The sequence below is a fragment of the Bacillus sp. J33 genome, assembly GCF_000518885.1.
In the GTDB taxonomy this organism is placed as follows: Bacteria; Bacillota; Bacilli; order Bacillales; family Cytobacillaceae; genus Cytobacillus.
Genome location: NZ_JAEL01000009.1, coordinates 36,514 through 60,050, shown reverse-complemented (window position 1 = coordinate 60,050; position 23,537 = coordinate 36,514). Strand labels below are relative to the sequence as shown.

25 protein-coding genes are annotated in these 23,537 nt (G+C 40.7%); 3 read left to right on the top strand and 22 right to left on the bottom strand.

Annotation, left to right across the window (positions count from 1 at the left end; genetic code table 11):
- Positions 1–32: 32 nt before the first annotated feature.
- The gene (locus L634_RS30585) at positions 33–590 is read right to left on the bottom strand and encodes a hypothetical protein (RefSeq protein ID WP_157452348.1); all 558 of its coding nucleotides are present in this window, start codon (positions 588–590) and stop codon (positions 33–35) included.
- 258 nt (positions 591–848) lie between these two features.
- Here L634_RS30585 and L634_RS0104315 point away from each other — a divergent pair, with 258 nt between their 5' ends.
- Positions 849–1,196: a PadR family transcriptional regulator gene (locus L634_RS0104315; protein WP_026581382.1), complete on the top strand. Its 348-nt coding sequence runs from the start codon at positions 849–851 to the stop codon at positions 1,194–1,196.
- Entirely contained in the window at positions 1,183–2,199 is a 1,017-nt protein-coding gene (locus L634_RS0104310) for an HAAS signaling domain-containing protein (RefSeq protein WP_026581381.1), read from the top strand. The genes L634_RS0104315 and L634_RS0104310 overlap by 14 nt, the downstream gene beginning before the upstream one ends.
- A gap of 293 nt (positions 2,200–2,492) precedes the next feature.
- Here the strand turns inward: L634_RS0104310 and cyoE are convergent, their stop codons facing one another.
- From cyoE to L634_RS0104205, 18 genes are all read right to left on the bottom strand, one after another.
- Positions 2,493–3,410 (bottom strand): heme o synthase, encoded by a 918-nt coding sequence (cyoE, locus tag L634_RS0104300; RefSeq protein WP_026581380.1) that lies wholly within the window; start codon positions 3,408–3,410, stop codon positions 2,493–2,495.
- Positions 3,411–3,713: 303 nt separating this feature from the next.
- On the bottom strand, positions 3,714–4,328 hold the full coding sequence (locus L634_RS0104290; protein WP_026581379.1) for a hypothetical protein: 615 nt from the start codon (positions 4,326–4,328) through the stop codon (positions 3,714–3,716).
- A gap of 371 nt (positions 4,329–4,699) precedes the next feature.
- Positions 4,700–5,362 carry an HAD family hydrolase gene (locus tag L634_RS0104285; protein ID WP_026581378.1) on the bottom strand — a complete coding sequence of 221 codons (663 nt, stop codon included), beginning with the start codon at positions 5,360–5,362 and terminating at the stop codon, positions 4,700–4,702.
- 54 nt (positions 5,363–5,416) lie between these two features.
- Positions 5,417–6,139: a KDGP aldolase gene (locus tag L634_RS0104280; protein WP_026581377.1), complete on the bottom strand. Its 723-nt coding sequence runs from the start codon at positions 6,137–6,139 to the stop codon at positions 5,417–5,419.
- On the bottom strand, positions 6,136–7,248 hold the full coding sequence (locus L634_RS0104275) for a DgaE family pyridoxal phosphate-dependent ammonia lyase (RefSeq protein ID WP_026581376.1): 1,113 nt from the start codon (positions 7,246–7,248) through the stop codon (positions 6,136–6,138). Before L634_RS0104275 ends, L634_RS0104280 begins: the two co-directional genes overlap by 4 nt.
- Positions 7,249–7,260: 12 nt before the next feature.
- Positions 7,261–7,899, bottom strand: a complete 639-nt coding sequence (locus L634_RS0104270) for a DUF4310 family protein (protein WP_034261960.1) — start codon at positions 7,897–7,899, stop codon at positions 7,261–7,263.
- Positions 7,900–7,960: 61 nt separating this feature from the next.
- On the bottom strand, positions 7,961–8,746 hold the full coding sequence (locus tag L634_RS0104265) for a DUF4311 domain-containing protein (RefSeq protein ID WP_026581374.1): 786 nt from the start codon (positions 8,744–8,746) through the stop codon (positions 7,961–7,963).
- A 10-nt stretch (positions 8,747–8,756) separates the two neighbouring features.
- Positions 8,757–9,110, bottom strand: a complete 354-nt coding sequence (locus L634_RS0104260) for a DUF4312 family protein (RefSeq protein ID WP_026581373.1) — start codon at positions 9,108–9,110, stop codon at positions 8,757–8,759.
- Positions 9,111–9,114: 4 nt separating this feature from the next.
- Positions 9,115–9,474: a glycine-rich SFCGS family protein gene (locus L634_RS0104255; protein ID WP_026581372.1), complete on the bottom strand. Its 360-nt coding sequence runs from the start codon at positions 9,472–9,474 to the stop codon at positions 9,115–9,117.
- Positions 9,475–9,487: 13 nt separating this feature from the next.
- Positions 9,488–9,817, bottom strand: a complete 330-nt coding sequence (locus tag L634_RS0104250; protein ID WP_026581371.1) for a PRD domain-containing protein — start codon at positions 9,815–9,817, stop codon at positions 9,488–9,490.
- Complete coding sequence (locus tag L634_RS0104245) at positions 9,789–10,946, bottom strand: amidohydrolase/deacetylase family metallohydrolase (protein ID WP_026581370.1); 1,158 nt, start codon at positions 10,944–10,946, stop codon at positions 9,789–9,791. Before L634_RS0104245 ends, L634_RS0104250 begins: the two co-directional genes overlap by 29 nt.
- 4 nt (positions 10,947–10,950) lie before the next feature.
- On the bottom strand, positions 10,951–12,801 hold the full coding sequence (locus tag L634_RS0104240; protein ID WP_026581369.1) for a BglG family transcription antiterminator: 1,851 nt from the start codon (positions 12,799–12,801) through the stop codon (positions 10,951–10,953).
- Positions 12,802–13,079: 278 nt separating this feature from the next.
- Complete coding sequence (locus tag L634_RS0104230; protein WP_026581367.1) at positions 13,080–14,180, bottom strand: ABC transporter permease; 1,101 nt, start codon at positions 14,178–14,180, stop codon at positions 13,080–13,082.
- Positions 14,180–15,439 (bottom strand): ABC transporter permease, encoded by a 1,260-nt coding sequence (locus tag L634_RS0104225; protein ID WP_026581366.1) that lies wholly within the window; start codon positions 15,437–15,439, stop codon positions 14,180–14,182. Before L634_RS0104225 ends, L634_RS0104230 begins: the two co-directional genes overlap by 1 nt.
- A 13-nt stretch (positions 15,440–15,452) precedes the next feature.
- The gene (locus L634_RS0104220; RefSeq protein WP_026581365.1) at positions 15,453–16,385 is read right to left on the bottom strand and encodes an ABC transporter ATP-binding protein; all 933 of its coding nucleotides are present in this window, start codon (positions 16,383–16,385) and stop codon (positions 15,453–15,455) included.
- A 117-nt stretch (positions 16,386–16,502) separates the two neighbouring features.
- The gene (locus L634_RS0104215; RefSeq protein ID WP_026581364.1) at positions 16,503–17,135 is read right to left on the bottom strand and encodes a response regulator; all 633 of its coding nucleotides are present in this window, start codon (positions 17,133–17,135) and stop codon (positions 16,503–16,505) included.
- 255 nt (positions 17,136–17,390) lie between these two features.
- Positions 17,391–18,512, bottom strand: coding sequence for a sensor histidine kinase (locus L634_RS0104210; RefSeq protein WP_026581363.1), 1,122 nt, complete (start codon positions 18,510–18,512; stop codon positions 17,391–17,393).
- 175 nt (positions 18,513–18,687) lie between these two features.
- Positions 18,688–20,574: a sigma-54-dependent Fis family transcriptional regulator gene (locus L634_RS0104205; RefSeq protein WP_026581362.1), complete on the bottom strand. Its 1,887-nt coding sequence runs from the start codon at positions 20,572–20,574 to the stop codon at positions 18,688–18,690.
- Positions 20,575–20,915: 341 nt separating this feature from the next.
- Between L634_RS0104205 and L634_RS0104200 the strand changes: the two genes are divergently transcribed.
- The gene (locus L634_RS0104200) at positions 20,916–21,395 is read left to right on the top strand and encodes a GNAT family N-acetyltransferase (protein ID WP_442852685.1); all 480 of its coding nucleotides are present in this window, start codon (positions 20,916–20,918) and stop codon (positions 21,393–21,395) included.
- A gap of 356 nt (positions 21,396–21,751) precedes the next feature.
- Here the strand turns inward: L634_RS0104200 and L634_RS0104195 are convergent, their stop codons facing one another.
- From L634_RS0104195 to L634_RS0104185, 3 genes are all read right to left on the bottom strand, one after another.
- A complete protein-coding gene (locus L634_RS0104195) occupies positions 21,752–22,264 on the bottom strand; it encodes a GrpB family protein (RefSeq protein WP_026581360.1) in 513 nt (170 codons plus the stop codon).
- A gap of 244 nt (positions 22,265–22,508) precedes the next feature.
- Positions 22,509–22,943: a DoxX family protein gene (locus tag L634_RS0104190; protein ID WP_026581359.1), complete on the bottom strand. Its 435-nt coding sequence runs from the start codon at positions 22,941–22,943 to the stop codon at positions 22,509–22,511.
- 17 nt (positions 22,944–22,960) lie between these two features.
- Positions 22,961–23,422, bottom strand: a complete 462-nt coding sequence (locus L634_RS0104185) for a DUF2269 family protein (protein ID WP_026581358.1) — start codon at positions 23,420–23,422, stop codon at positions 22,961–22,963.
- Positions 23,423–23,537: the final 115 nt, after the last annotated feature.

Genomic DNA, 23,537 nt, shown 5'->3' with positions numbered 1-23,537 from the left:
GCATCCGGATAAACAACCTCATCAAATACCTCTCAAGTTGCCGTATCCTTCACGAAGATTTTCACTTCATAGTCATCCGGATCAACACCGGTGAATAATTGATAGTACATACCTGACAGACCAAGCCCAAACACGGCAAAGCCATCAAAGCTATTTTCATAGGCTTCTCTTTCCACTTCGAGTGTGAACTCTGAGAAATCTTTGTTATACGTTACTTCCTTTACAGACGCGTAATCCTCGCCATTCTTTGTATCCTCAACCGTTTTCTGAAGTTCTGCTTCGATTTCCTTCATCATTTCCTTATGCTTGCTTTTGGACATTTTATAGGTGACAGATCCATCATCATTCTTTGTAACTTTGATGCCTTCTTTCTCTGCCTCCGCAATGGAGCTATCCATGTCTTCTCCTTCAAACATGGAAGCTGGCAAAGTAACCTCTACATTCAGCAGCCCTTTATCCACTTCAACGGATTCATTTTCCTCAGCCTGTTTATCTTTCGCAGCCTCCTTCTTTGTTTCTGTGCTTTCATCAGCCGCAGAACAGGCCGCCAGCCCCATGATCAAGCTTAAAAACAAAATCATTTTTTTCATTCTCATTTCCCCCTAGAAGTTTATCTTCTCTTTGAGTGTATCAGTCTAGGGAGTCAAATAATCGGAAGGGTTACAATTGGAGAATCACTTGCTGAAATATTAATTTGACCGCTAGATCATCACTCCTGTCAAGCTGCTTTAGTGGGCATAATCATCTATCTTAAAAAATATATTGTTATTGTCACAACAATACTGTATGATACATAGTATAAACCATATAGTGTATGACATATAGTATATAAAAAGTGAGGTGGGTGAATGAGCACTTTATTAAATTCGTTAACGACAGAGCTTAGGAGGGGCACGCTGACATTAGCCGTTTTGAGCCAGCTGCGAACACCGCAGTATGGTTATTCACTTGTTCAATTATTGGAGGACTCAGGCATAACCATAGATCAAAGCACCCTGTATCCATTGCTTCGCCGTTTAGAAAAACAGGAGCTTGTCACAAGCAGCTGGGATACGTCTGAGAGCCGGCCGCGGAAATATTATGTGTTAAGTGAGTTTGGATTGGAGACCTTTTTGCAGTTAAGAAAGGAATGGATAAAAAATTCCATGGAACTTAATAGGCTATTAAAAGGGGATGAGGAAGATGAATTTGATTGAAGTTTATATACAGGAAGTCACTCGCAGGCTGCCTGAAAAAAACCGTGCAGATATTGCACTCGAGCTGCGTTCAACCATTGAGGATATGCTTCCAGATGAATATAGTGAAGAAGATATTAAGGAGGTCCTTAAGAAACTGGGAAATCCGGCTGCATTAGCAAGCGGATACCGGGACCAGCCTATGCATCTCATTGGGCCGCGCTACTTTGATGTATATGTATCACTATTAAAAATGATCTTACCGATTGCCGCTGCAATCGCGCTGATTTCCATTGCTGCGGAGTTTATTTTTGATTTTAGCCAGGGTGATACAATTGTGAACGTAATGCTCCATTTTATGGGGGAAGGAATTTGGAGGCTCATTGAAGTCGCCATCCAGGTGTTCTTCTGGCTGACGATCGTGTTTGCCATGATCGAACGGGTAGATAAAGGAAAAGATCAGCATCCTTTATCACCAAGTTTAAAGCCATGGACTCCCGATGATTTGAAAAACATCACCTATATCCCCAAGAAAAAGGCCATTACAAAGTTTGAGGTTTTTGGAAGCTTAATGTGGACAGCAATTTGGGCAACACTTTACTTTTATGCTGACCGCCTTATAGGTATCTATAGAGGCGGCGGAGAAGACCTGGAATTCAAAATCCCAGCGGTCAATCAAGAAGTTCTGCTCAGCTATTGGCCGATCGTGGTTGTCATCATTGCACTCGAAGTTGGATTGGCTCTTTACAAATTAATTGCCGGCCAATGGACAAAAAGAATGGCCATCTACAACACTGTTCTTGAACTGTTCGCAGCCATCGTTTTCATCTTCATCGTATTAAATCCGAATTTACTCCAGCAGGAATTTGTTGCCTATATGGCCGACTTATTCTCCATATCTGCCGCACAATTTAAAAATTGGCTGATCGGAGGTATGATCATAACCTTCCTGATCTATGACGGCATTAGCATCTTTGATGGCATCCGCAAGTCTAGAATATCGTCCGATAAGCCTCTTGCTTAACTGCTGCTAATCTTTTTTACTATTAAAAGACACACTGAAAGCTTCAGTGTGTCTTTTTCTTTGGCTCTTTTCTCCTAAATTGTTGTTTTACATAGAATTTCTGCCGGTTGATTTCCGCTACGGGCACTTGCTTTCCGCGGGGAGGAATGAGAGCCTCCTCGGCTTCGCCTGTGGGGTCTCCCACTTCCCTCTCTTCCCACAGGAGTCAAGTGCCCTCCGCTACAATCAACTCAGTTGGTTAAACTTAGTTAACCATCCGAAAAGCAACAATCTTTACGAAAACACCCTTCTTTTTACAAATCAAAAATAATCCCCATAAGAGAGTAGATAATGACTGTTGAAAACAGGACTGTCATATGAACCAGGGAGAAAATAAACAGCGATTTCGCCCACTTTTCAGGATCCATCCGCTTATAGCCGTAAACACTTAAGCTCAGCCAGATAACACCCAGCAGCAGGGCTACCAGCATAAGGCCAATGCTTAATGACCCTAATAGAAAGCTTATCCCGATTAAAATGACTAAATATATATTTGTTTGGATATACGTTCTCCTAACCCCTTTTACAACGGGCAGCATAGGTACGTTTGCCGCTTTATATTCATCGTGTTTCCGGATTGCGATCGCATAGAAATGCGGCATTTGCCAGATGACTGTGATAACAAACAGCCCCAGGATAGCAGGATGTGTGATGTCCGGATGTATGGCAGCCCATCCAATAAGAGGCGGCATCGCACCAGAAATGCTTCCGACCTCCGTATTGTAAACTGTTTTCCTCTTAGTCCACATGGTATAAGGGACGACATAAAAAAATAACCCCAGAAACCCCAGAAATGCTGCCAAAGGAGTCGTGAATGCAAGAGCTATGATCCCAAATACAGACATGATGATCCCGAGCCATAATACTTGTTTGGGCTTAATTTCTCCTGTAACAGTTGGCCTGCTTTTCGTTCTTTCCATGATCGAATCGATGTCCCGGTCATAAAGATTATTAAAAGCCCCCGCTGCCCCCATTACTAAACTGGAACCAATAAAAGCCAATATGATTTCCGGCAATTTCTCCAGGAGGCCGTATTGATACGTATATATTGACAATGTTAATCCTGCGAACATCGGAATCAGGTTTGATTTAATAATCCCTGTTTTAATGGTTTTGGCCAGGATCTTTGAAAAAGGCTGGCTTTGTCTTATTACGTTTTCTTCCTCATTCATGATGGTTCTTTTCCCCTTTTGCTTGATTATCTCTATCTATATGCCTGAATACTATAAGAAAGCGTTCCCCTTGATTTATATAGGAAAAATGATATTTAGCTTCGTTCGGACCTTGTAGAACCGTAACGTTTTTCATTGAAAAATCATTCTCCAAAAATGAAATCTACTATAATGATAACACCTTTCTGGTTAGTGTCATCATTATAATAGATTTTTAGAATAATCAAAATTTGTATTAAGCCAGGGTAATAAAAAAGCAAACCCTTTTGCGGGATTGCTCCTAATAGGAAAAATGGTTAAATACTAAGTATTACTCCCCATTCCATTCCCAGCCATAAAGTTTTCTACCTCACTGGCATATTCACTTAATACGACATGGTCATCATCTGTATTATATTCTTCCTTTAAAATAGGAAAAAGTTTTTTTAAAGTCGCTGCCTGCTTGAGCGACTTGCGTTCAATCTTTAATAGAGCCTCCTTTGGAGTTACCCCATATGCTTTTGCATATACTTGGCTTAATTCCTCTTCTGCTAAGGCCTCCATCTCTTGCTCAGAAACACTAACTCCATATTTCGCCTCAGCGTATTCCATGTAGGCATCCGCATATTGAACCTTTTCCATGGCCTCGTTTATTAGTGCTTGTTTATTTAACGCTGGCTTATTATCCACTGTCCTGTATGCAATTTGTCTTACCACCCAGCTTTCAATATCCCTGTCTTTAATGCCAAAGCCTTCTGCTTCCTTCATAGCTTTTTTAAAAATCTTCTCGTAATCTTCAGCTTCCAGCTCGTCTCTGTTAATCTTGGTTTCTTCCTTCTTTTTTTCATCTTCTGAGGATTCAATTCCCGGCCTTATAAATCGGTCGCCAAAAAAGAGAGTGATGATAATGGCAAAAATGATCAGTACATTTTTTTTCATAATCTGATTGGACTCCTTAAATTGTAAAATTTTACTATGTAAATTTTCGACATGATCAGCCAATAACCCTCTTGAAATAGCCCAATTTCTCAAAAAAAGCGCCTATTCCCAGCTTTAGCAGCAAAGGGACGGGCGCAGTTATTTTTACTTCCATGTGATTATTTAATTTCGCTTCGCTTTTTCAACCGAGTAGATGTAGGTTTTTCTTTCCATAATAAAGCCTAAGGTGTTTTCAGTGCGCTTAGATATCTTTGTTTAAAATTTCTCCGTCCAGACATATTTTTTAAAAAGTGCTTTTTCAGTGGTTCGATAGAAGGGAGAGCCCTTGGTCATTGATCAGCTCTAAAATGCCATAGTTAAAAGAATTAAATTTATGATTTCTTCAAAACTTTTTCTAACAACAATTGGTCTATTTCCTCCAAGGATGAAACAGTATAATCTGCCATTGATAAATCCATAGGGATTTGTTTATGCTTAACTCCAATTTTCTTCATACCAGCACGTGCAGCTGCAGTTAATCCATTTAAGGAGTCCTCAATGACGACACACCTTTCAGGTTCCATTCCTAATTTTGCAGCGGTATGAAGAAAGATTTCTGGATGTGGTTTGCTTTCCTCGAATACCTCCCCACTGACTACTGAATCAAAAAAACCATAGAGATTGCAATCGTCTATAACTTTATTAATTCGTTCCCTATCTGAAGAGGATGCAAGTGCTGCCGGAATTTCATGCTTTTTTAGCATATCTAGCAATGGGCGTGCTCCCGGGAATAAAATCTCATCAAATCGGACATTCCTTGACCTGAAAAAATCTTTTTGAAAGCTAATAAGCTCCTCTAAAGGCTGTGTAACTCCACAGTGTTCTTTTATCAATCTCCATTTACGATTGGCACTCCCTCCTGTAAATTGTGATCGTATCTCATCAGGCACCGTTAAATTTAACTCTTGAAACAATTCTTCATTCAGCCTTTTAAAAACGGGTTCACTATCTACAATGACACCATCCATATCAAATATAACTGCATATGAATTCATTTATTAACCCTCCTAAAAATAAAAAGGAGCTATCAGACGAAAGCTCCTTTTCTCTTAATTGACATTCCATTTCATGTTTATCAGCTGTTCGATTTTCTCTACTTCAGTTTTGCTAGTTTCCTTATTTACTAAAGAAGTATACAAATGTGGAATAACCATTTCAGCCCCATTTTCAAGGCAGGTTTGGACAATTCGGTATACGTTTTCGACATCAATACCGCCTGTGGGTTCAAAAATTTTCAAGCCAGCCTGTGAAGCAGCCTTAACCATAGCTGCTACTTCATCCAGTCTTTCATCTCCGTTAATTGGATAGAATTTAACAGAGTGGACCCCTATTTCAGCAAGCATTGATGCAGCCATTTCGCAAGATACCTTTTCTTTGTATTCAGAACTGTTGGGACCAGTTGAGATATAGACTTGTCCAGGAGTTCCAGATGGTTCAATCAGCGCATTGACAATGGTATTTGAGAAATTAAGCTCGGAAATACGCCCGAGAGTATATCCGGCAGCTGGGAACACTTGATTTATATGCTCAGGATGCGTTTTGGCCGAAACATCGGCTACCATTTTCCACATCGCAGGATCGCCCGCTCCCAAGCCTACGGAAACAGGAATATTCTGTTTTTTATAAAATTCCACTTGTTCTATAGCGTCTTCCTCATTCGGAAAATTTTTAACCATTATGCCTACTAATACACGGTCTCCGGCTGCATCCACAAGCTCTTTCGCATTATTTTCATCCTTTGCTAATACATTAAAAATGACTTTATGGTTCATAAAAGCTGCTCCTCTTTTAGTATACTCTTTATTGTATTTGCAATAATTTCTTCCTGTCCTTTAAGAAGCGGCCGCGGATCCACGGCTAAAATGCCTATGTTGACATAATGATGGCGAAGGTAAATCGCCGGATTACCTGTTTCAAGGCGGTTAAGTAGCTGTTCAGCAGTCATACCTGCCTTATCGGAATCAACTTCAATTTGTGCCCGGTAGATTGCCCTTCCTGCTTCATCCTGCTTGATTGAACATGTAAGGCCTTCAACATTTTCAAGCGATTGGCACAGCTTTTTCATTCGTGCAATTTGGTCTTCTGCATTGTCTTTTTTAAATGGATATTGCTTTAATGCTGCAATGAGCCCTGCAACCCCTTCTTTTCCAATTTTCATTGGCCGCCCAATGCCTTTATATTGCATTCTGCATGCTTCCATCCATTCTTTTTTCCCGCAGATTAAACCGGAAGTGGGACCTTCCAGCGCTTTTCCGCCGCTGTATATTACAATATCAGCACCCATTTTTATATACTTTTTAAAGTCTTCCTCTGCTGCTGCATCAATAATGAATGGGATATTATGATTATTCGCAATTTCCAGCATCGTTTCTATCGGCTGCATTCCTTTTTGTACAGCGTGATGAGATTTAACATAAAAAAGCGCAGCAGTTTTTTCTGTTATGGCCTGCTGAATATGGTCTGCTTCTACTTTATTGGCGCTTCCCACTTCAACCACTTTGCCTCCTCCTAACCGGATCATTTGACCAATATTAGCCCCAAAGTGGATTTGCTGGCCCTTTTGTAGAATGATCTCATTCTTAAGCCCCTCTGATTCTGGCATCCTTTCAATTAAAGTGAGGTTTTTTCCAGTAATGACGGAAGAGACAGAGATGGCGATCCCTGCAGCTGCACCGCATGTTGGGCAGCCATCTTCGGCTCCTGTATATTCAGCTATGACCTGTCCTGCAAATTCCATCATTTCATCTATATCTACATAATCCTGTGATGCCTTCTGTAGGGCAGCCGCCACTTCATCACTGACAGCAGATGCGCCCAATGCCGTCATTTTACCGCTGGCGTTAATGACCTTACGTAATCCAAATGATTCAAAAACACTCATTTTAACTCACACCTATTCTAAAGAAATTGGGAAGATTGCTCCAAAAATCATGGCTCCTAAAATAGCTCCACCCGCAACAGGTTTTTTCCAAACGTAGAAAATGGCTGCACCAATAATTGATCCGATGCCAATTGGAATGGATGCACTTGCTGCTGAGATGACAATTAGAGGACCCAGGAAACGGCCGGATGCATTGCCTGCTCCCATCATTATGTCTGCTCCAAAGGTTGAGTTTGATTGGTTTACCGTGAATTTACGGATTCCAATAATGACATACCCTACAATTACCCCAAGCAAGGCACCAGTAATGATAGAAAGGATAAAGTTTTCAAGTGGCGCGGTAATCCCCGATGCCAGCAATAAGGCAGGTACCCCAATGCCGATACCAGTTTGAAGCGAGCCTCCAATGTCCAGGATCCCAACAAGCGAACCCTCTAATATTCGTGCAAATAAGAAGCTTGCTCCAAATGCTGCCGCAGCTCCATAGCCAGCACCCTGAATTCCAGCTTCTAACATAGCCACGATCGCAACATCATTAAAAGCACCGATTTTATAAACATAGTACATATGTGTTCCCGCAAAGATCCCTGAGGATAGAAGGGCAACGAAAATAGGGAATGACCAGTCTGCATACCAGAAGTTTTTGCTCATATCAATCTCTGGCTTTTTATTTACCTCCTGATCTATAGCTCGGGCAGTTTGAGAGTTCATTTTACTTCACCTCTAATCCTAATAATCTATGCAAGTCTTTCAGCCATTCCGGGGTATCAATATACATGCTTTCTAATAACTGCATATCAAATCCACGGAAGAATGCACTTAATACAAATAGTAAAATAACAGAAGTGATCAATGTTTTCGTGACTTTATTCCATCCGCTGTCATCTACGCCTTTGCCTATTAAAATCCCTAAAACAACACCAGGAACAGCATTCCCCATGATTAAATGAGCAGCTCCTCCAAAGATAGTCCCCCAAAACCCGGAACGTTTCCCGGCATCCAGTGCAGCAAGCCAGAAAATGACTGGCATTACTGGGTTAATTAATAGGTTCGCAGCAGGAACAAGCACTTTAACGGCAATAGCCTGCAGTGATTCAGGAATGGCGGATGCAGTAAGATTTAAGAAAGCAACGACAATAATTCCGATGATGCCCCCGGCAATAGCCATTTTCTGAGGATTATGCAGGGTATCTTCAGGACGTTTTCCTTTGCGCATAAGGACAGATGCAGCCCAATTCGGGATAATCCGGTGGTCAACATCCTGTGTGAAAGCACCAGCACCAACAGAAGATGCCCATGCGTTAAAAAAGAATCCAAGCCCGAAGGAAAAATGGGATGCTGCGTCACCAGCGCAGGCATTGAGCTCCCCTAAAGTACGGAATGCCCCCATCCCCTGCACTTTGGGCGCGTGGAACATTCTGGCTGCTCCTGCTCCGACCCCTACGCCGACAAAGGCACCGATAATGATTGACTTTATAGCTATTTCCAATACCTCCATGTTCCCCCTCCTATTTCTCTGTTATTTGCTGATTTTGGAAAATCCCATTCATCACTCCTCCAGGCTCTTCCAATCTCTTAAAATCAATTTCATTCACATTTAATAAGGTTGCTTGAACAGTAACGTCTAAAACAACTTTGTAAGTCTGTCTCTTTCTTGGAAAGAAAAAGAGCATAAACCGTTCTGTATGGGTTTGTTCAATGGCTTCGATCAATTCAATCCCTAAAGGTTCAATGCGAATCATTAAAGCTTTATGTTCGTCCAGGATTTTTTTTTGTATTTGTCCAAGAGCGAAATTAATGGCATGTTCTTTGGTCTTGCCTGTACCTTTTACTCTGACTTTTTGCTGAATGACTTTTTCCATAGGCTTACACTCTTGCTTTCATATAAGCTTCTGTAATACGCTTTCCTAATTCCTCAACATCCATAAACCCAAATCCCAGCACGCGTTTCCCTTCATTAACAGCTGTTACACCCTCTTCAATGGAGCGCATACCATAATGGGCAGGATACCCATATTTCGTTTGTGCTGTGATGGCTCCTGCGCCTCCGCTTCCGCAGAAAGATATGCCCAGGTCCGCATTTTCAGCTTTCATGACATCTCCAAGACGCATATCTGCACCAACTCCGTTAATTACAATAGCTTTTCCGCCAGCTGCTTCAACTCCTTTTGCTACATTTTGGCCTTTTCCTAAACGATCTCCAATTACGACAACCACTTGATTCATAATATTTCCTCCCTTAATTGTTCATTTTTGCAGATTCAAAATGTATAGAAAGCAAGTATTTCTCATCATCATGCAAGTCAGAGATTAGCCCGCAGACTAGTTTTGCCATATCTATAGATCCATCGGAAACTTCTTGAAAAAGAGATGCATCTACAGGCTGAATCTCTTCTTTATGTTTGGAGCGGTATATCATTGCTGAAATATGAGATAACAAAGATAGCAATTGAGCATCTGTCATCTTAATGTTTTCCTGTGACATGAGCTGTACCGCAAATTGCATCACTTCTTTGCATAATTGCGGTTCTTCGCTTTTTTCATAAAGCTCTTGTGTTTTTAATTCCATCTTCTTTCTGGTATGCCACCTTTCCAGTCTTTATGGTCATGTATGGAGTGAGAATTTGATGACAGGCCAATTCTTCTCCTTCCGAATCGGCTAGAAGAACATTCCTTTCTTCTAGCCCAAAGATCGTAACATCTGCTCTAGTGCCATATTTAAATGTTCCTTGTTCAGTTAAATGCAGCGTATCTGCAGCCCGTTTCGTGACTGCTGCCACCACTTCGGTTAAAGAATAGCCAAGGGAAAGCAGCTTTGTCATAGTAACCATAAGACTCCCTACAGGATGAGAATAGTTTTTCTTATAGATATCGGTACTGATCGTAAAAGCAATATCATAAATTTCCTTAAACCTTCTCATCGTTTTATAGCTAAAACTCGAAGTCCCATGGCCAACATCAAACCGGACACCTCTTCTAATTGCGTCTATTGCTTCAGGTATCAATTCACCCGACTCTTTTAAGATTCCATGTTTTTTCCCATGAAAGGCATGTGTCACAATATCCCCTTTTTCAAGAAGGGGGAAAATCTCTTGTAATTTTGGAGGAGGATTTCCAATATGGACCATTATTGGTTTATGTAATTCGTCTGCTAGTTTTCTGGCATGTTTGAGAGGCTGTATTCCGCTATCCTGTACAACAGATCCGCTCATTCTGGCCTTAAGCCCAACAATACCTTTTTCTTTCTTTAAAATCTCTTGTGCTTCCTCAAGGGTCATCAAATCGTCTAAGTTAGCAAGTTCCGAAAGTCCGTGACACAACCCTTTCCGTGAAATATTGAGAAAGGCTAATATTTCTGTTTTGCTATTATTAATGATTTCTTCCTTAAGCAGACTGTAGTTGTCGTATCCAGAACTTCCTGCATCCACAATGGTCGTGACTCCTTGATCTACACCAACAAGATCCGGATCAATTCCCAACTCTGTACAATCCTTAAAGATATGGGCATGTAAATCAATAAATCCCGGGGATACATAATACCCTGACGCATCAATATACTGCACTTTTTGATGTACCTTCTCCAGCACTTCTTCATCAGGAGTAAATCTTCCATTTAGAATGCCAATATCCATCTCTTTAATGGTTAAGGCTTCTGGGTCAATGACTAACCCATTTTGAATGATCATAGGTTCATTCATACATTCACTTCCATTTTTTAAAGTATTGTAATAGAGTAAAAACTTCTGCATCATGAACCTGCAGGTCTTTACCTTCCAAAATACTTCGAACTTTATTCATCATTTCTACATCACTGTCCAAAAGCTGCTGGCTGCTATAGAAATACTGGTCATATTGCTTATCAAAATAATAACGGTGGACCATTAAGAACACATGGATTTCAAAAGCATTCTTCCAATCTTCCTTTGATTCAATTGGAAAAGCATCCAGCAATGCCTGTACCACTTCAAAACCTTTTAAAATAATCTCCTGGCTTATGGTTTCAGTTTCTTCACGGATTGACCGAAAATCACTATCCTCAAGAAGGTTATTGATCTCCTCCGCTTCCGGTCCGATTAACAGTTTCATTTGCTCTCTAATTGCCTCAATATCACTTTTTCCCGGAAGCGGCTCTACAACCACAACAGGAATGGTTGTTTCAACCGGAAAGACGCTTACGATCATATCAACCTCTTCCCGCTGGCATATTTCTTCCACTTCAAGAAGGGAACAATAGGCAACGATATCCACAGCCGGAATCTCTTTTTCAACGCGGTTTTTAATAAGCCGTGCCACACCTCTTCCGGTTGAACACACATAAAGAACTTTTACTTTCCGCTTTGGCTTAAATGTATTCTCATAAGATACCAGAAAATGAAGGACTATTAAGGAGATGAACGAATCCTGGGCAATCAATGCATGCTGTTTAATAAAACGGCAGCATGCATGCTGAACGCTTTTAAAAAGTTCAGGGTGATTTCTTTTAATCTCTTCCTCCATTGGATTCATTTCGTTTAAATAAAGAGATCCGTTTTGGAACCTTAGCGACAAGTGAGCCAGCAAGTTGCTGTAAAGCTTGTGATCCTTTTGATAATCAATTCCTTCCAGCTTGCTTACGTAATGGATGATTTTTTCCGTTATCTCAACTGCATCTACAGGTTCGGTTTCCTTCTCAAGACTGCCTGTTACATATAGGAACTCCTCCTCCAATAATGGCAGCTGCAAATCAGAGAGGATTTTTCCCATGGCAGAAGCTAAAAACTTAGACCCATCATCCTTAATTTCGGATCTGTCTAAAACACGGTAGCTGCTGATGGTATGGCCCATATTCAGCCTGATAACTGAAAAGGTGATCCGGAACAGACTTTTCAGCAAATCGGACAGGCGTATGATGGGAGCCAATGAAGGATTGTACAATTCCCTCATCTGTTCCTCAACAGCTTTATAAGCATTCATTAAGGCTTCATCCATGAGAAGCCCTGCATCTGCATCATTGTCCTTCTTCGTGATTCGAGTCGTCATTTTATAGATTTCATAATCATCCAGATCGTTGTAGATCATGTGTTCAAGCATTAAGCGAATTTGAAGCTCTTCCCCTAAAAGCCTGTATCCAGCCCTTTGTTTTCTCTCAAGATTTATCCCCCATGAACAAAGGAATTCTTCCACCTTATTTAAATCACTTAGGATGGTATTTCTGCTTACATCTAATGATTCAGAAAAATCAGCAGCAGTAATATACTCATTGGTTAAGATTAAAGCCAGGATAATTTTCCTCACACGCACCGTCTGGTCCGGATAAATATTGGAACGTTCAAACTGAGTCAGGATTCTCCTAAGGTTCATTCGTGCTTGATCACTGCATTCAATCCATATACCTTTCGTTGTTTGGGAATGCAGTTGATGGTTCTGGGTTTTAAACCAGTCTCTCACCATTTCCAAATCATACTTAATTGTTCGGGTACTTACACCATACTCCACAGATAAATCTTTAATCCTTAATGGGGATTTTGACATTAATAATTTGTTTGCCAGCTGAAACGCTCTTGACGTTAACATATCCTCACCGCTCTACTAGTAGTTGCTCATGTAATCGATTACACTTTTCATTATAGAAAAAGCCGCTTACAGCGAACAGACAAAATTTCTTCACCTTTATTAGTGAAATCAAATTCATTTGAATATTCAAAATTTTTACAGTGCAATTTGACTATCGTAAGAGGGGAAAGTATATAAGTAACTAGAAAAAGGCAGTTCCCCTCAATGCATAATAGGAACCGCCTTCTGTTGTTTATATAGTTTTTATTAAGCATATATTCCATTTCTACAACCAATAATCACCGCCTCCCCCGTTCTCCCAGATTAATCCCAATCCCCATATACATCACAGCAATAAGGAGCATGAACGAAACGGGCAGCGCAATATCACTCCAGCCTGCACCAAAGAGTGTGACATCCATCATGGCTTCAATTGCATAGCCGAGCGGGAAGAGATCTGCCATAAAGCTGAATACTGGGTTATCTATGGTACCTGGAGGCATATATACGCCGCTGATCACGGGAATCATCGGAGTAAAAGATGGATAAATCATATTAAACTTCTCAGGTGTTTTGGTCATTCCTGCAATTAGCATGGCCAAGCTTACGGTGCTTAATGTAAATACCGCCGCTATCGTTAGAATGATCGGAAGATGCCCAATCTCATAGTTCATCACATATTCAAAGATGAGAAAAACAACGGCCATTTGAAAAAATCCAATGCAAAAGCTATACAATAAGTGACCGGCATACATATTGGCTTTGCTCACCGGGGATAGATTCAAGCGGTTCCAAACCCCGCTTACCTTATCTGCATTAATGGCATTAACCTTAAATCCGATCGTAAACATGGCAATAAACAAGGTAAAACCAAACAGCAGCTGGGTACCCATATCATGGCCCGTAAGTTCTCCGCCTTTAACATTTTTCGTTTGAACGGTTAATGGCGGTTTTTCCATGTAGCTCTCCACTTCTTCTCTTAATATTGCAGTATTTTGTGAGCCGGCTATCGCTTGAAGCTTTGCTTCTTCTGTAAAAACTTTATGGACCTCTTCCTCCACAAGCTGGATGTTTGGCATATCTGAGGATGTAATTAAGCGATAATCATTTTCCATGACATGAATCGCCACATCCCTTTTTCCCTCTCTAACCTGTTCACGCGCTATCCTTTCTTCTGAAATGATATATTTCGTTTCAGTATCATCATTTAATAACTTCACCCATTTTTGTTCAATTTCCTTGGCATTTGAACCAGAGGCAAAAACCGCAACCGTCGTTTCCGTCTGTCTGGCCGAATTCCCAAAAATGAGAGTGGCTAAAATACTGAGGCCAATAAATAACAGGATAAGCAGCGGTTTGCGTTTATCCTTTAACAATTGAGCGTAAAACACTGGACTCATTAGCTTCTCCCCCCTTTTGGAAAGATTGACATACTGATGCCAAAACAAACGATAAATACAGCCAAAAGAAAGACAACCGGGAAGAGCAAGTCACTTACATGGCTATATTGAACCCATTCTATTAGTGCTGTCTGTGTAAAGCCATTAGGTGTCCATTCGCCAATTTTTTGGAGCGGCTCCGGAAGCCCTTCAAGCGGGAAGAAGCTGCCGCCCAGAACCCCAAGCCCCATAATAATGAGGGTGGAAATTCCACTTGCTGCATTACTGTCACTTACATGGAGCGTGATGGATGTTAATAAAGCCGATAGTCCCGCAATGGTTAAGGCAAATGCCATCATGACAACCATTAATCCGGCCCAAAATGTTAACGATTTATCGGGAAATACATCTAACAGCAATTGAACGGCTGTAAAGGTAATAGCCAGCTGTATACATGATAGTATAAAGGCAGCCGCCGTTTTCCCAATTAAAAAGTACATCGGATGGCTATTGGTTAACAAGATCCGGTTAAATACCCGCTCACGCTTTTCAGTTACGGTTTTTAACGCTACCGTTTGAGCCAGGAATAAGCCAAACAGAGTACCCATGGCAATCGTAAAGTATTGGGAAATGGTATACGTCTCAGCCCCATCAACCACTTCCCTTCCCCCCTCAGGCAGGACTGGGTCAGCTGACGCCAATTCCCCCATACTCCCAAGGGCAAACTGCATATTTACAGAATCCGTAAAGCCATAGATGATCTCTTGAAGGGTACTGACCTCAGCAGATTCCTTTTCTGCTAAAATCATTAAGGATGCCTGGGCTGGTTCTCCTAACAGGACACTGGAAAGAACATCATGCGTAAATCCTTCCGGAATCTTTAAAAACGCATCCAGTTCCCCATTTTTGATTTGCTCCGATGCTTCCTGTTCACTTAATTCCTTTACGGTTACCCATTTTTGCATATCAGGGTTATTTAAAAAATCATCGATAAGCTGAACGGGATCAAGATTTGCTGCTTCAGCCAGTACGGTACTTTTATCCGCAGCAGATAAATCCTTTTCATGCACAGTATCTTCAAATTGCACTTTCCCTTTATCTACATCATCTTCGTGCACCACTGCGATATCTATATGAACAGCGTCTTCATCATCATTGAAAAGACCTGAAAAGGCATAGTTTAAGATGACAATAAGGAGAATGGGAAGCAATAGAGCCATTAAGATCTCTTTGCGGTCTCTCCAGAATACCAGCAGGTCTTTATATATAAAAGTGCCCATTTTTCACCTCTCCTTAATCCCGCAAGGTTTTCCCTGTCAGGTGTAAAAAGACATCCTCCAGGCTTGGAATTTCTACTTGATAGTTAACGATTTGAATGCCTTCTTTTTCTGCAGCATGTACGAGCTCGCTTAAAAGATTGTGGTTCTTTTTCGAAATCATGCGAAGCCCCTCATTGGTTTCATCTGCTTGAAGAACATTCGGGAAAGATTTGATCATGTTTATGAACGGTTCACTTCTCTTGCTGAGCTGTACCTGAATCGTATCTTCGCTGGATAATATACTTAACAATTCTTCCTTGCTGCCTGTCGCGATAATTTTTCCGTGATCCATGATGTAGACCCGATTGCATAATTGCTCAACTTCCTCCATGTAATGACTGGTGTAAAGGACTGTTGTGCCATGGGTTTCATTTAATTGCCGAACGGTCTCTAATATATGGTTTCTTGACTGGGGATCAATTCCGACAGTTGGTTCATCCAGAATGAGAATTCTTGGGTTATGCAGCAAGGCAGCTGCGATGTTGATTCTTCTCTTCATCCCGCCGGAAAAGGTTTTAATAAGCCCCTTTTGGCGATCCTTTAACCCAACCATATCCAGCACTTCCTGAATCCGCTCTTCTAAAACGTCCTTTTTCACCCGATAGGCTTTACCGAAAAATTTCAGATTTTCATATGCCGAAAGCTCCTCATATAACGCAATTTCCTGTGGAACAACCCCAAGCACTTTTCGGAGGTCAGAAGGGTCTTGAATGGTACTTTTCCCATCAAGCTTGACATCCCCGGAAGTTGGCCGGATAAGGGAAGCAATCATGGAAATCGTTGTTGATTTGCCGGCGCCATTCGGCCCAAGCAGCCCAACTGATTCCCCTGCATGTAAATAAAGGTTGATTTCATCCACCACTTTTTTATCTTTAAAACTTTTCGTAAGTTTTACTGTTTCCAGCATAAAACCGCACTCCTTCATTGGTTTGTTACGTTTAAGATATAAAAAAAGAAACAGTATCACTACTGCCTCCAGTCACGACTTATGTATTTATCCATTACTTTAATCATTTATGTTGATTTATACAAGGTTATGGCGGATTGCATAGATCGCCAGCTGCGTGCGATCCCTTAGATCTAATTTCGTTAAAATTTGGCTTGTGTTATTTTTGACAGTACCTGCAGATATAGCCAGCCTTTCGGCAATTTCGCTATTGCTGAGCCCTTCGCCTATACATTTTAAAATAGCCCGTTCCCTTGGCGTCAAAGACGGGTCCGGTTCCTTACTGTCTTGCTGCTTCATTAACTGGGGAACGACCTTGGCGGCGACTTGCTCTTCGATTGATAACCCGCCCTTTAATGCACTGCGGATCGAACGAAGCAGTGCATCCGTATCACCATTTTTTAAAATGTATCCACTTACGCCTATCCGGAGCGCCTCCATGACATAATCATCGTCATCAAAGGTTGTTAACATTAAAATTTTCGTATGGGGCCAGCGCGATTGAATGACCTTTGCCGCTTTCAATCCATCCATCACAGGCATGCGAATATCGAGAATCGCAATATCAAATTGCATCTTTTCACAAAGGGCGATGGCTTCTTTGCCATTATCCGTTTCCCCGGTGACTTGAAACTCATCCTCTGTTTCAATCATCATCTTTAAGCCCTGTCTAACCATTACCTGATCTTCTGCCAGGAGTATTCGAATCATGGATATCACCTGTACTTGGTATTATTTTTGCTCTGTTTCAAGATTATTGATATAGCGTTTGAATTATACCCGTTGATTTCCGCTGCAGGGACTCGCTTTCCGCGGGCGGTCCGGGAGCCTCCTCGGTGCATTCGCACCTGCGGGGTCTCCCTTTGACTCGCTTCTCCCGCAGGAGTCTCGCCCCTTCCGCTCCAATCAACTCAGCGGTTAAACTTTTTTGCCTCTCGAAACCAACTAAAATTTACGAAAACTGCCTTATTTTATTTTTATAAAGCCGCTGACTATGAATTGTCCTTCGGTTTGGTACACCTTCAAACCGCCATTATGTTTCTCTAACCGCTGCCGCATCTGACTTAGGCCAAAGCCTTCCTGGTAGTTTCCCGTTTCAGAGATAGGGTTTTTAATTTCAAATCGAAAAATACTGCCGCCTGGTGCTTCAAAGGTAATTTCTGCTTCCTTCGTATCACTATGTTTCATGATATTCGTTAATGCTTCCTGGACAGAACGATAGATGGCAAATGATTGCTCACCAGTCAAAGGGGCAGAAAAGGCACCGTATTTTACAGAGAAATGAATATGCATCATATTTTCCAATTCCAGCTTGCGAATTAAACGCAGGATGCCGGGAAGTCCGCCCGTGTCATTCGCCTTTAGCGATTTAACGGCCCTGCGTGTTTCATCCAGGCTTCCACTGGCCAGTTCCTTTAATGATTCCACCCGTTCCTTATGGTCTTCTGAGATTTGCAATCGAAACATTTCCAGCTGCATAATGAGTGCCGTCAGCTTATGTCCAACCGAATCATGGATTTCATGGGCAATCAGCACCCTCTCTTCCTGCCTGGCCAGTTCTTCCTCTGAAACAGCCCTTCGCTTTACATCACGATACTCACCTAAAATCGCCTCGTAACGTGCTTCCACATCCATCAGCTGATCCTTTGTTTTCTTATAATGGATAAGAGCCATGAAAAGAAAAATGGTGTATATGACAATATAAAAATCGATGAACAGCCCCAGATTACTATATAAAGCGGAGATCCATAACCCGATTACAGCCAATGCCCCATTCGCTATACTATATCGAAGCGGCAGACGATAAAAGCCCTCAGCGATTAAAAGAGAAAGGATAAGAAGAAGAAATGGGCTAAACTCACCGCTGTACGGAAATAGGATACCTGTGGCAATAAGGATATTCGTACATAAAACGAAAAATAAGATAATGGGCTTTTTTTCGATTAAGGGAACAAGAAAAAAGAGCAGGAAGTAAAGGGCAGCTCCCAATAGGACACCAGTTAATTGATTTATAGGAAGGTTCAGATAACCGATCGCAAACGGCCAGACAGCCACGTTAAGCAGGATCCATAACCAATAGGATTTCATGGAATAACCCCGTTTCTTGGAGGGAATACAACTGATATATTATCACTTATCATCCTATTTCACCATAATGAGGTCAGACTGCATTTACGTAAGATTAAAATTGCAGCTAAACCACAGGAACGGTTCCCTTACTTCCTTTCCGAAAGCAAAAGAACCGTCCCAATGCATCGTTTCCTCACAGTCCAAACTTCTTAAGCCTTTTATAAAAAGTACTTCTTGGAATGCCGAGGAATTTTGCTGCTGCTGTTACATTTCCATTTGTCCGCTTTAATGCGTCGAGCATTAAATCCTTTTGTATCCTCTCACGTGCTTTTAAACTTGTTTCTTCTAATTTAGCTTCTTCTTGTTTGTTTGCGGGAGGAATAGATGAGTGATTTATTTTTAATAGCTCCATAGGCTGTTCTAATATGTGTTTGCCTGACTGTTGACCCGGGAGCATAATGTGCAGCCGCTCCAGCAGATTGGTTAATTCTCTTATGTTTCCTGGCCAGTCATAGTCTCTTAATCTGGCTGCCAGATCCTGGATGTCTATATTCACTAAGTTCCAGTTGTTCTTTTGACAAATATGCATAATGAGATACGGGATATCTTCTTTTCTATTTCTCAGAGGCGGAACATCAATTGGATATACATTTAACCGGTAATAAAGGTCCTCCCGGAAATCCCCCTTTTTTACAAGCTCCGTAATATCACGGTGTGTTGCCGTTATAATACGTACATCTATTGGAACTTCCGTCGCACTTCCAATTGGCATAACTTTCCTTTCCTGAAGGACACGCAGTAAAGCTACCTGCATGGTGTGCGGAATTTCACCAATTTCATCAAGAAAAATCGTTCCCTTCTGAGCCTGTTCAAATTTTCCTTTATATCCTTGGCGCTTGGCCCCAGTAAATGCCCCCTCTGCATATCCAAAGAGCTCACTTTCAATTAGGTCTTTAGGTATGGCTCCGCAATTTAACGAAATAAAAGGACCGTTTTTGCGGGGGCTGTTATCATGGATGGCCCTTGCAATCAGCTCTTTGCCTGTACCAGTTTCCCCTGAAATAAACACGGTGGCTTCTGTTGGAGCTACGAGTTTTACTTTTTTTAACGTGTTTTGAAAAACATCACTTATTCCACACTCCCCTTTAAATAAAAAGGAGTCTGCTGGTTTTGATGGAATAAAGCAAGCTTTTTGATGATGCGTATTCACCTCTGACAGGAAAAAGCAGCTTCCATTTATACAGTTGTCTTCCTTTGCATAGAAAGGCATTTCAACTTTAATTTGGTATCTGTTATGCAGCATTTCATGCAGATTCATTCCGATTGCGTGTGGTATTTTCTCACGAATGGGTTTACTTGCGGATATAATCTTCTGGTTTTGATTACATACAATGAAGAGGTCGTTGTGATGTGTCTCAGCTAATTGGGACGCTTGCTGGATAAGGGTGATTTCTTTGCTGTAGGATCTCTTGATTAATTCTTTTTCAATGGCATAAGCAATGGAAGTAACCATGCCAATCATAAATGGATGGGATTGTTCAACCGGACATGATACATCAATAACACCCAGTAAGCTTCCATTCTCATCCATGATTGGAGTCGCAGAACAGCTCCATTGATGCGATGCCACAGAATAATGTTCATGGCCCTGAATCATGACAGCTTCTTTTGCTTCCAATGCTGTTCCAATTGCGTTTGTCCCGACCGCAGCCTCAGTCCAGCGCACGCCTTCAACAAAGTTAATTCTGCGTGCATCCCTTACTGTTTTTTCATTTCCCGTTATGGATAATACATATCCATCAGGATCGACCAATAATGCCATCATACCTGAGCTTTTTATCATCTGATCCATCTTTTTTAAATAGGGGTCGGTCATTTCGATAAGCAGAGATTGATTAGCTTTCTTTTTATGTAATTCCTCTTCTGTTAATAAATGCATGCCTTTATTCAAATATGGGTTTACCTTTTCTTTTTTACATCGGTACCAGGATTCCAAAATTCGTTTGTCTAATCGTGCTTTATCAAGAACGCCTTCTTTAACAAATCGCTTCCAAGTATCAAAATAAAAAGTCGTATTCATGGATCCCCCTCTTATAAAAAAATTTTTCCCGCATACATTTGTATCATCTGTGAAGAGAATCAGAGTATCAATTAGTAGTTTTTCAAGTTCATTATATTAAATTATGAATCCGCTTTCAATAAACAACCCGCATTATAATGAATATTCAAAAAAATAACCCGTTCAATAGTACGATGCCGGACGGCTTCGCCTGTGGGGTCTCCCGCTTTCCTCTCTTCCAGCAGAAGAATGGAAGAAGAATATCTAACAATTTCATAAGGATTCCTTATGCAAAGCAATAAAAATATAATAATTACCTGATGATCTAAAACCGGTTAGCATGAAAGTAATAAAGCTGAATAATGAGAGGGGAAATTTTATTGGAAACAGAAATAAGGTTTAGAATAGCTGCCGAAAAAGATTTAGATAGTATTGTAGCAATGCTTGCTGATGATGTTTTAGGAAGTAAGCGTGAGCGTTATGAGCACCCGCTTCCTAATAGTTACAAGCTAGCATTTGAGGCTATTGCAGCTGACCCTAATAACGAGTTAGTCGTTGCTTGTCTCGGCAATGATGTGATTGGGGTCCTGCAAATTACTTTTACACCGTATATAACACATCAGGGTGGATGGAGAGCTACGATCGAAGGAGTAAGAACATCAGCTTCTGTAAGAGGCAAAGGTGTGGGTACTGACCTAATAAAATGGGCCATTCAGCGTGCAGAAGAACGCGGCTGCCATCTTGTGCAGCTAACAACTGATAAAAAAAGGCCAGATGCATTAAGGTTTTATGAGCGTTTAGGTTTTAAAGCAACACACGAAGGCTTAAAACTGAAGCTCTAATATTTTTTATTAAACTATTGGATCAAATAAGACAAAATGCATAATGAAAAACGCGATGCGGGAGAAATGCAGACCAAGAGCATGCTGAGGGTAAGGATACATACATGAACAAAGAGCACAATTATTGCTGCAGAAGTGTGCTCCTTTCTGGGATAACTTATATTCTTTAATTTACCTTAACCCGTATTATTCTTTTACCAATATTTCTCTAGTAGACTTTAAGTTGCCTTTCAAATAGCGATTTTGGATAGATGTTAATTAGCTATTGTTTATTTTAAATAAATCCTTTTTAGACTTTCGTTTTAAGAAGAGCGCATTTCAAGCTCCAGAAATGCGCCATTTTGTTGAACAATGCTTTATTTACTCTGTTTTGCTTTTTTAATTAAATTTTGTATAAACGGTGCTTTCGCCTTGGTATATGCAACCCTGTCATCGCGATATTTATCAGCTAGCTCTTTTTTTAATTGATGATACTGATTAAGTGCGTCAGGATGAGTTCTTAAGAAATTTCTAAACAAAATATTGTTATACCAATCTTCGCTTTCAAACTGGTAAAAATGTAAATGGTGCGTACCTGCTCTCCATTGTCCTTTTCTAAAGAAACGCCTTTTAGGAAAATCCTTATGACTTACAAATTCATACCCAATGCTTTTTAAAGGTTCAATGAACTCATCAACATCTTCTAAATTATTTACTCCACCCATAATATCTATGATAGGTTTTGCTCCTAATCCAGTAACAGATGTACTACCTATATGCTCAATAGAAATAACCTTGCTACCAAAGATTTTTAATAAGTTCTCTTTTTCACGGTCAAACTCACTAGACCAATCGGAATTATAATCCTCAATTAATATTGGTTTACTCATAATATCCCTCCCTACCCTTGGATATTATATCTCTTTAAATACCTAGTGACGATATACACAAAAAGACGAGTTCCTACAGAAAAGCACCCTTTTCTGGAATAACCAAGATGCCTATATTAGATTCGCATTGTGGAACAAGGAAAGCTTAGGAGATGTCTTTTTAACTTTCACATAAACCCGTTAGAGGAAGTTAAAATCTTCTAGTTTATAACATAATTCTCATAATAATAGTCTATTAAAAACCTCATCCAGCCAGAATAACAGCTATCAAAAATATAATTTGTAAAATCGTTCGAGGGAAAAGAGGAGTACTTGGTCTTCCGCCAATGGTGATCCCTTTTCGTGCAGCGCGAACATTAGCTGGGAACATCACAATAAGCAATACTGCCAAACCGATTGAAGCAATACTTGATGTGATGGGAAATAATAGACCTATGGCACCAACAATTTCGAATATTCCAGTAATGGTTACGATGAAACCTGGATTTGACAAAGCTGGAGGAACCATTTTGATGAGATCCGGGCGTCTCTTTCCCCAATGAGCCGTTGCTGTAAATATAAACATCAGAGCAACAGCAATTCGCAAAGAAGTTTCCCAGCCATCAAAATAAGACAGTCCAAGAAAACCGATCAAGCGAAAAATCAAGAATGACACAATCAATAGGATAAACGGAGCCATTCGTATTCCTCCTCTTATTAAAAACCTTTAGTTATCATAAAATACAAAATAATGACAGGTAATAAAGTAGAAGTGATTCCGAAAATGGCCCAATAAAGCGATGCTTTCCGGTACGCTTTAGAAATGATGCCGGTCTCTATCGATTGGGCGCTGTGGCGGATCATGCTGCGCTGTGCGGGCAACAGGACCGTCAGCCAGAGGATGGCGGTTAGAGAAAACAGGATCAACGAAAGGGTAAGCCAATTGAAACCAGACATCGAATACCCTGCTTGAAAAGCCATTAGACTACCGGAAACGATAATTAGAATTAAACCTGGCAGAGTAAATATAAAGTCGGCCAGCATCACGTTTTTCACCGTGTTGTGAATGAATGCAGGATCCTCCTTTCTATCGGCCCGAACCTTCCAAAACGCTGCAGTAATAATATTTCCCAAAAAAATAACCGCCCCTAAAAGATGCAAAAACAGCAGAAAGCCCAAGTGGGTCCACATCCTTTTCATTTATTCTTTTTTTAACCGCAGTATGCTGGTCATGAATGGTAAGAAATCAGATGAGCTAAATACGTGAAAGAGCATTTTATAAATTTTACTTTAT

Excerpts from the sequence above, each read along its gene's own strand:
- L634_RS0104240 (WP_026581369.1), bottom strand. The coding sequence starts at position 12,801 with ATGTTAACGTCAAGAGCGTTTCAGCTGGCAAACAAATTATTAATGTCA.
- L634_RS0104220 (WP_026581365.1), bottom strand. The coding sequence starts at position 16,385 with ATGCTGGAAACAGTAAAACTTACGAAAAGTTTTAAAGATAAAAAAGTG.
- L634_RS0104260 (WP_026581373.1), bottom strand. The coding sequence starts at position 9,110 with ATGGAAAAAGTCATTCAGCAAAAAGTCAGAGTAAAAGGTACAGGCAAG.
- L634_RS0104310 (WP_026581381.1), top strand. The coding sequence starts at position 1,183 with ATGAATTTGATTGAAGTTTATATACAGGAAGTCACTCGCAGGCTGCCT.
- L634_RS0104210 (WP_026581363.1), bottom strand. The coding sequence starts at position 18,512 with ATGAAATCCTATTGGTTATGGATCCTGCTTAACGTGGCTGTCTGGCCG.
- L634_RS0104195 (WP_026581360.1), bottom strand. The coding sequence starts at position 22,264 with ATGAGTAAACCAATATTAATTGAGGATTATAATTCCGATTGGTCTAGT.
- L634_RS0104265 (WP_026581374.1), bottom strand. The coding sequence starts at position 8,746 with ATGGAGGTATTGGAAATAGCTATAAAGTCAATCATTATCGGTGCCTTT.
- L634_RS30585 (WP_157452348.1), bottom strand. The coding sequence starts at position 590 with ATGAAAAAAATGATTTTGTTTTTAAGCTTGATCATGGGGCTGGCGGCC.
- L634_RS0104290 (WP_026581379.1), bottom strand. The coding sequence starts at position 4,328 with ATGAAAAAAAATGTACTGATCATTTTTGCCATTATCATCACTCTCTTT.
- L634_RS0104275 (WP_026581376.1), bottom strand. The coding sequence starts at position 7,248 with ATGAGTGTTTTTGAATCATTTGGATTACGTAAGGTCATTAACGCCAGC.
- L634_RS0104255 (WP_026581372.1), bottom strand. The coding sequence starts at position 9,474 with ATGAATCAAGTGGTTGTCGTAATTGGAGATCGTTTAGGAAAAGGCCAA.
- cyoE (WP_026581380.1), bottom strand. The coding sequence starts at position 3,410 with ATGAATGAGGAAGAAAACGTAATAAGACAAAGCCAGCCTTTTTCAAAG.
- L634_RS0104270 (WP_034261960.1), bottom strand. The coding sequence starts at position 7,899 with ATGAGCAAAAACTTCTGGTATGCAGACTGGTCATTCCCTATTTTCGTT.
- L634_RS0104190 (WP_026581359.1), bottom strand. The coding sequence starts at position 22,943 with ATGGCTCCGTTTATCCTATTGATTGTGTCATTCTTGATTTTTCGCTTG.
- L634_RS0104280 (WP_026581377.1), bottom strand. The coding sequence starts at position 6,139 with ATGAACCATAAAGTCATTTTTAATGTATTAGCAAAGGATGAAAATAAT.
- L634_RS0104285 (WP_026581378.1), bottom strand. The coding sequence starts at position 5,362 with ATGAATTCATATGCAGTTATATTTGATATGGATGGTGTCATTGTAGAT.
- L634_RS0104215 (WP_026581364.1), bottom strand. The coding sequence starts at position 17,135 with ATGATTCGAATACTCCTGGCAGAAGATCAGGTAATGGTTAGACAGGGC.
- L634_RS0104315 (WP_026581382.1), top strand. The coding sequence starts at position 849 with ATGAGCACTTTATTAAATTCGTTAACGACAGAGCTTAGGAGGGGCACG.
- L634_RS0104245 (WP_026581370.1), bottom strand. The coding sequence starts at position 10,946 with ATGAATGAACCTATGATCATTCAAAATGGGTTAGTCATTGACCCAGAA.
- L634_RS0104200 (WP_442852685.1), top strand. The coding sequence starts at position 20,916 with ATGAGAGGGGAAATTTTATTGGAAACAGAAATAAGGTTTAGAATAGCT.
- L634_RS0104230 (WP_026581367.1), bottom strand. The coding sequence starts at position 14,180 with ATGAGTCCAGTGTTTTACGCTCAATTGTTAAAGGATAAACGCAAACCG.
- L634_RS0104250 (WP_026581371.1), bottom strand. The coding sequence starts at position 9,817 with ATGGAATTAAAAACACAAGAGCTTTATGAAAAAAGCGAAGAACCGCAA.
- L634_RS0104225 (WP_026581366.1), bottom strand. The coding sequence starts at position 15,439 with ATGGGCACTTTTATATATAAAGACCTGCTGGTATTCTGGAGAGACCGC.
- L634_RS0104205 (WP_026581362.1), bottom strand. The coding sequence starts at position 20,574 with ATGAATACGACTTTTTATTTTGATACTTGGAAGCGATTTGTTAAAGAA.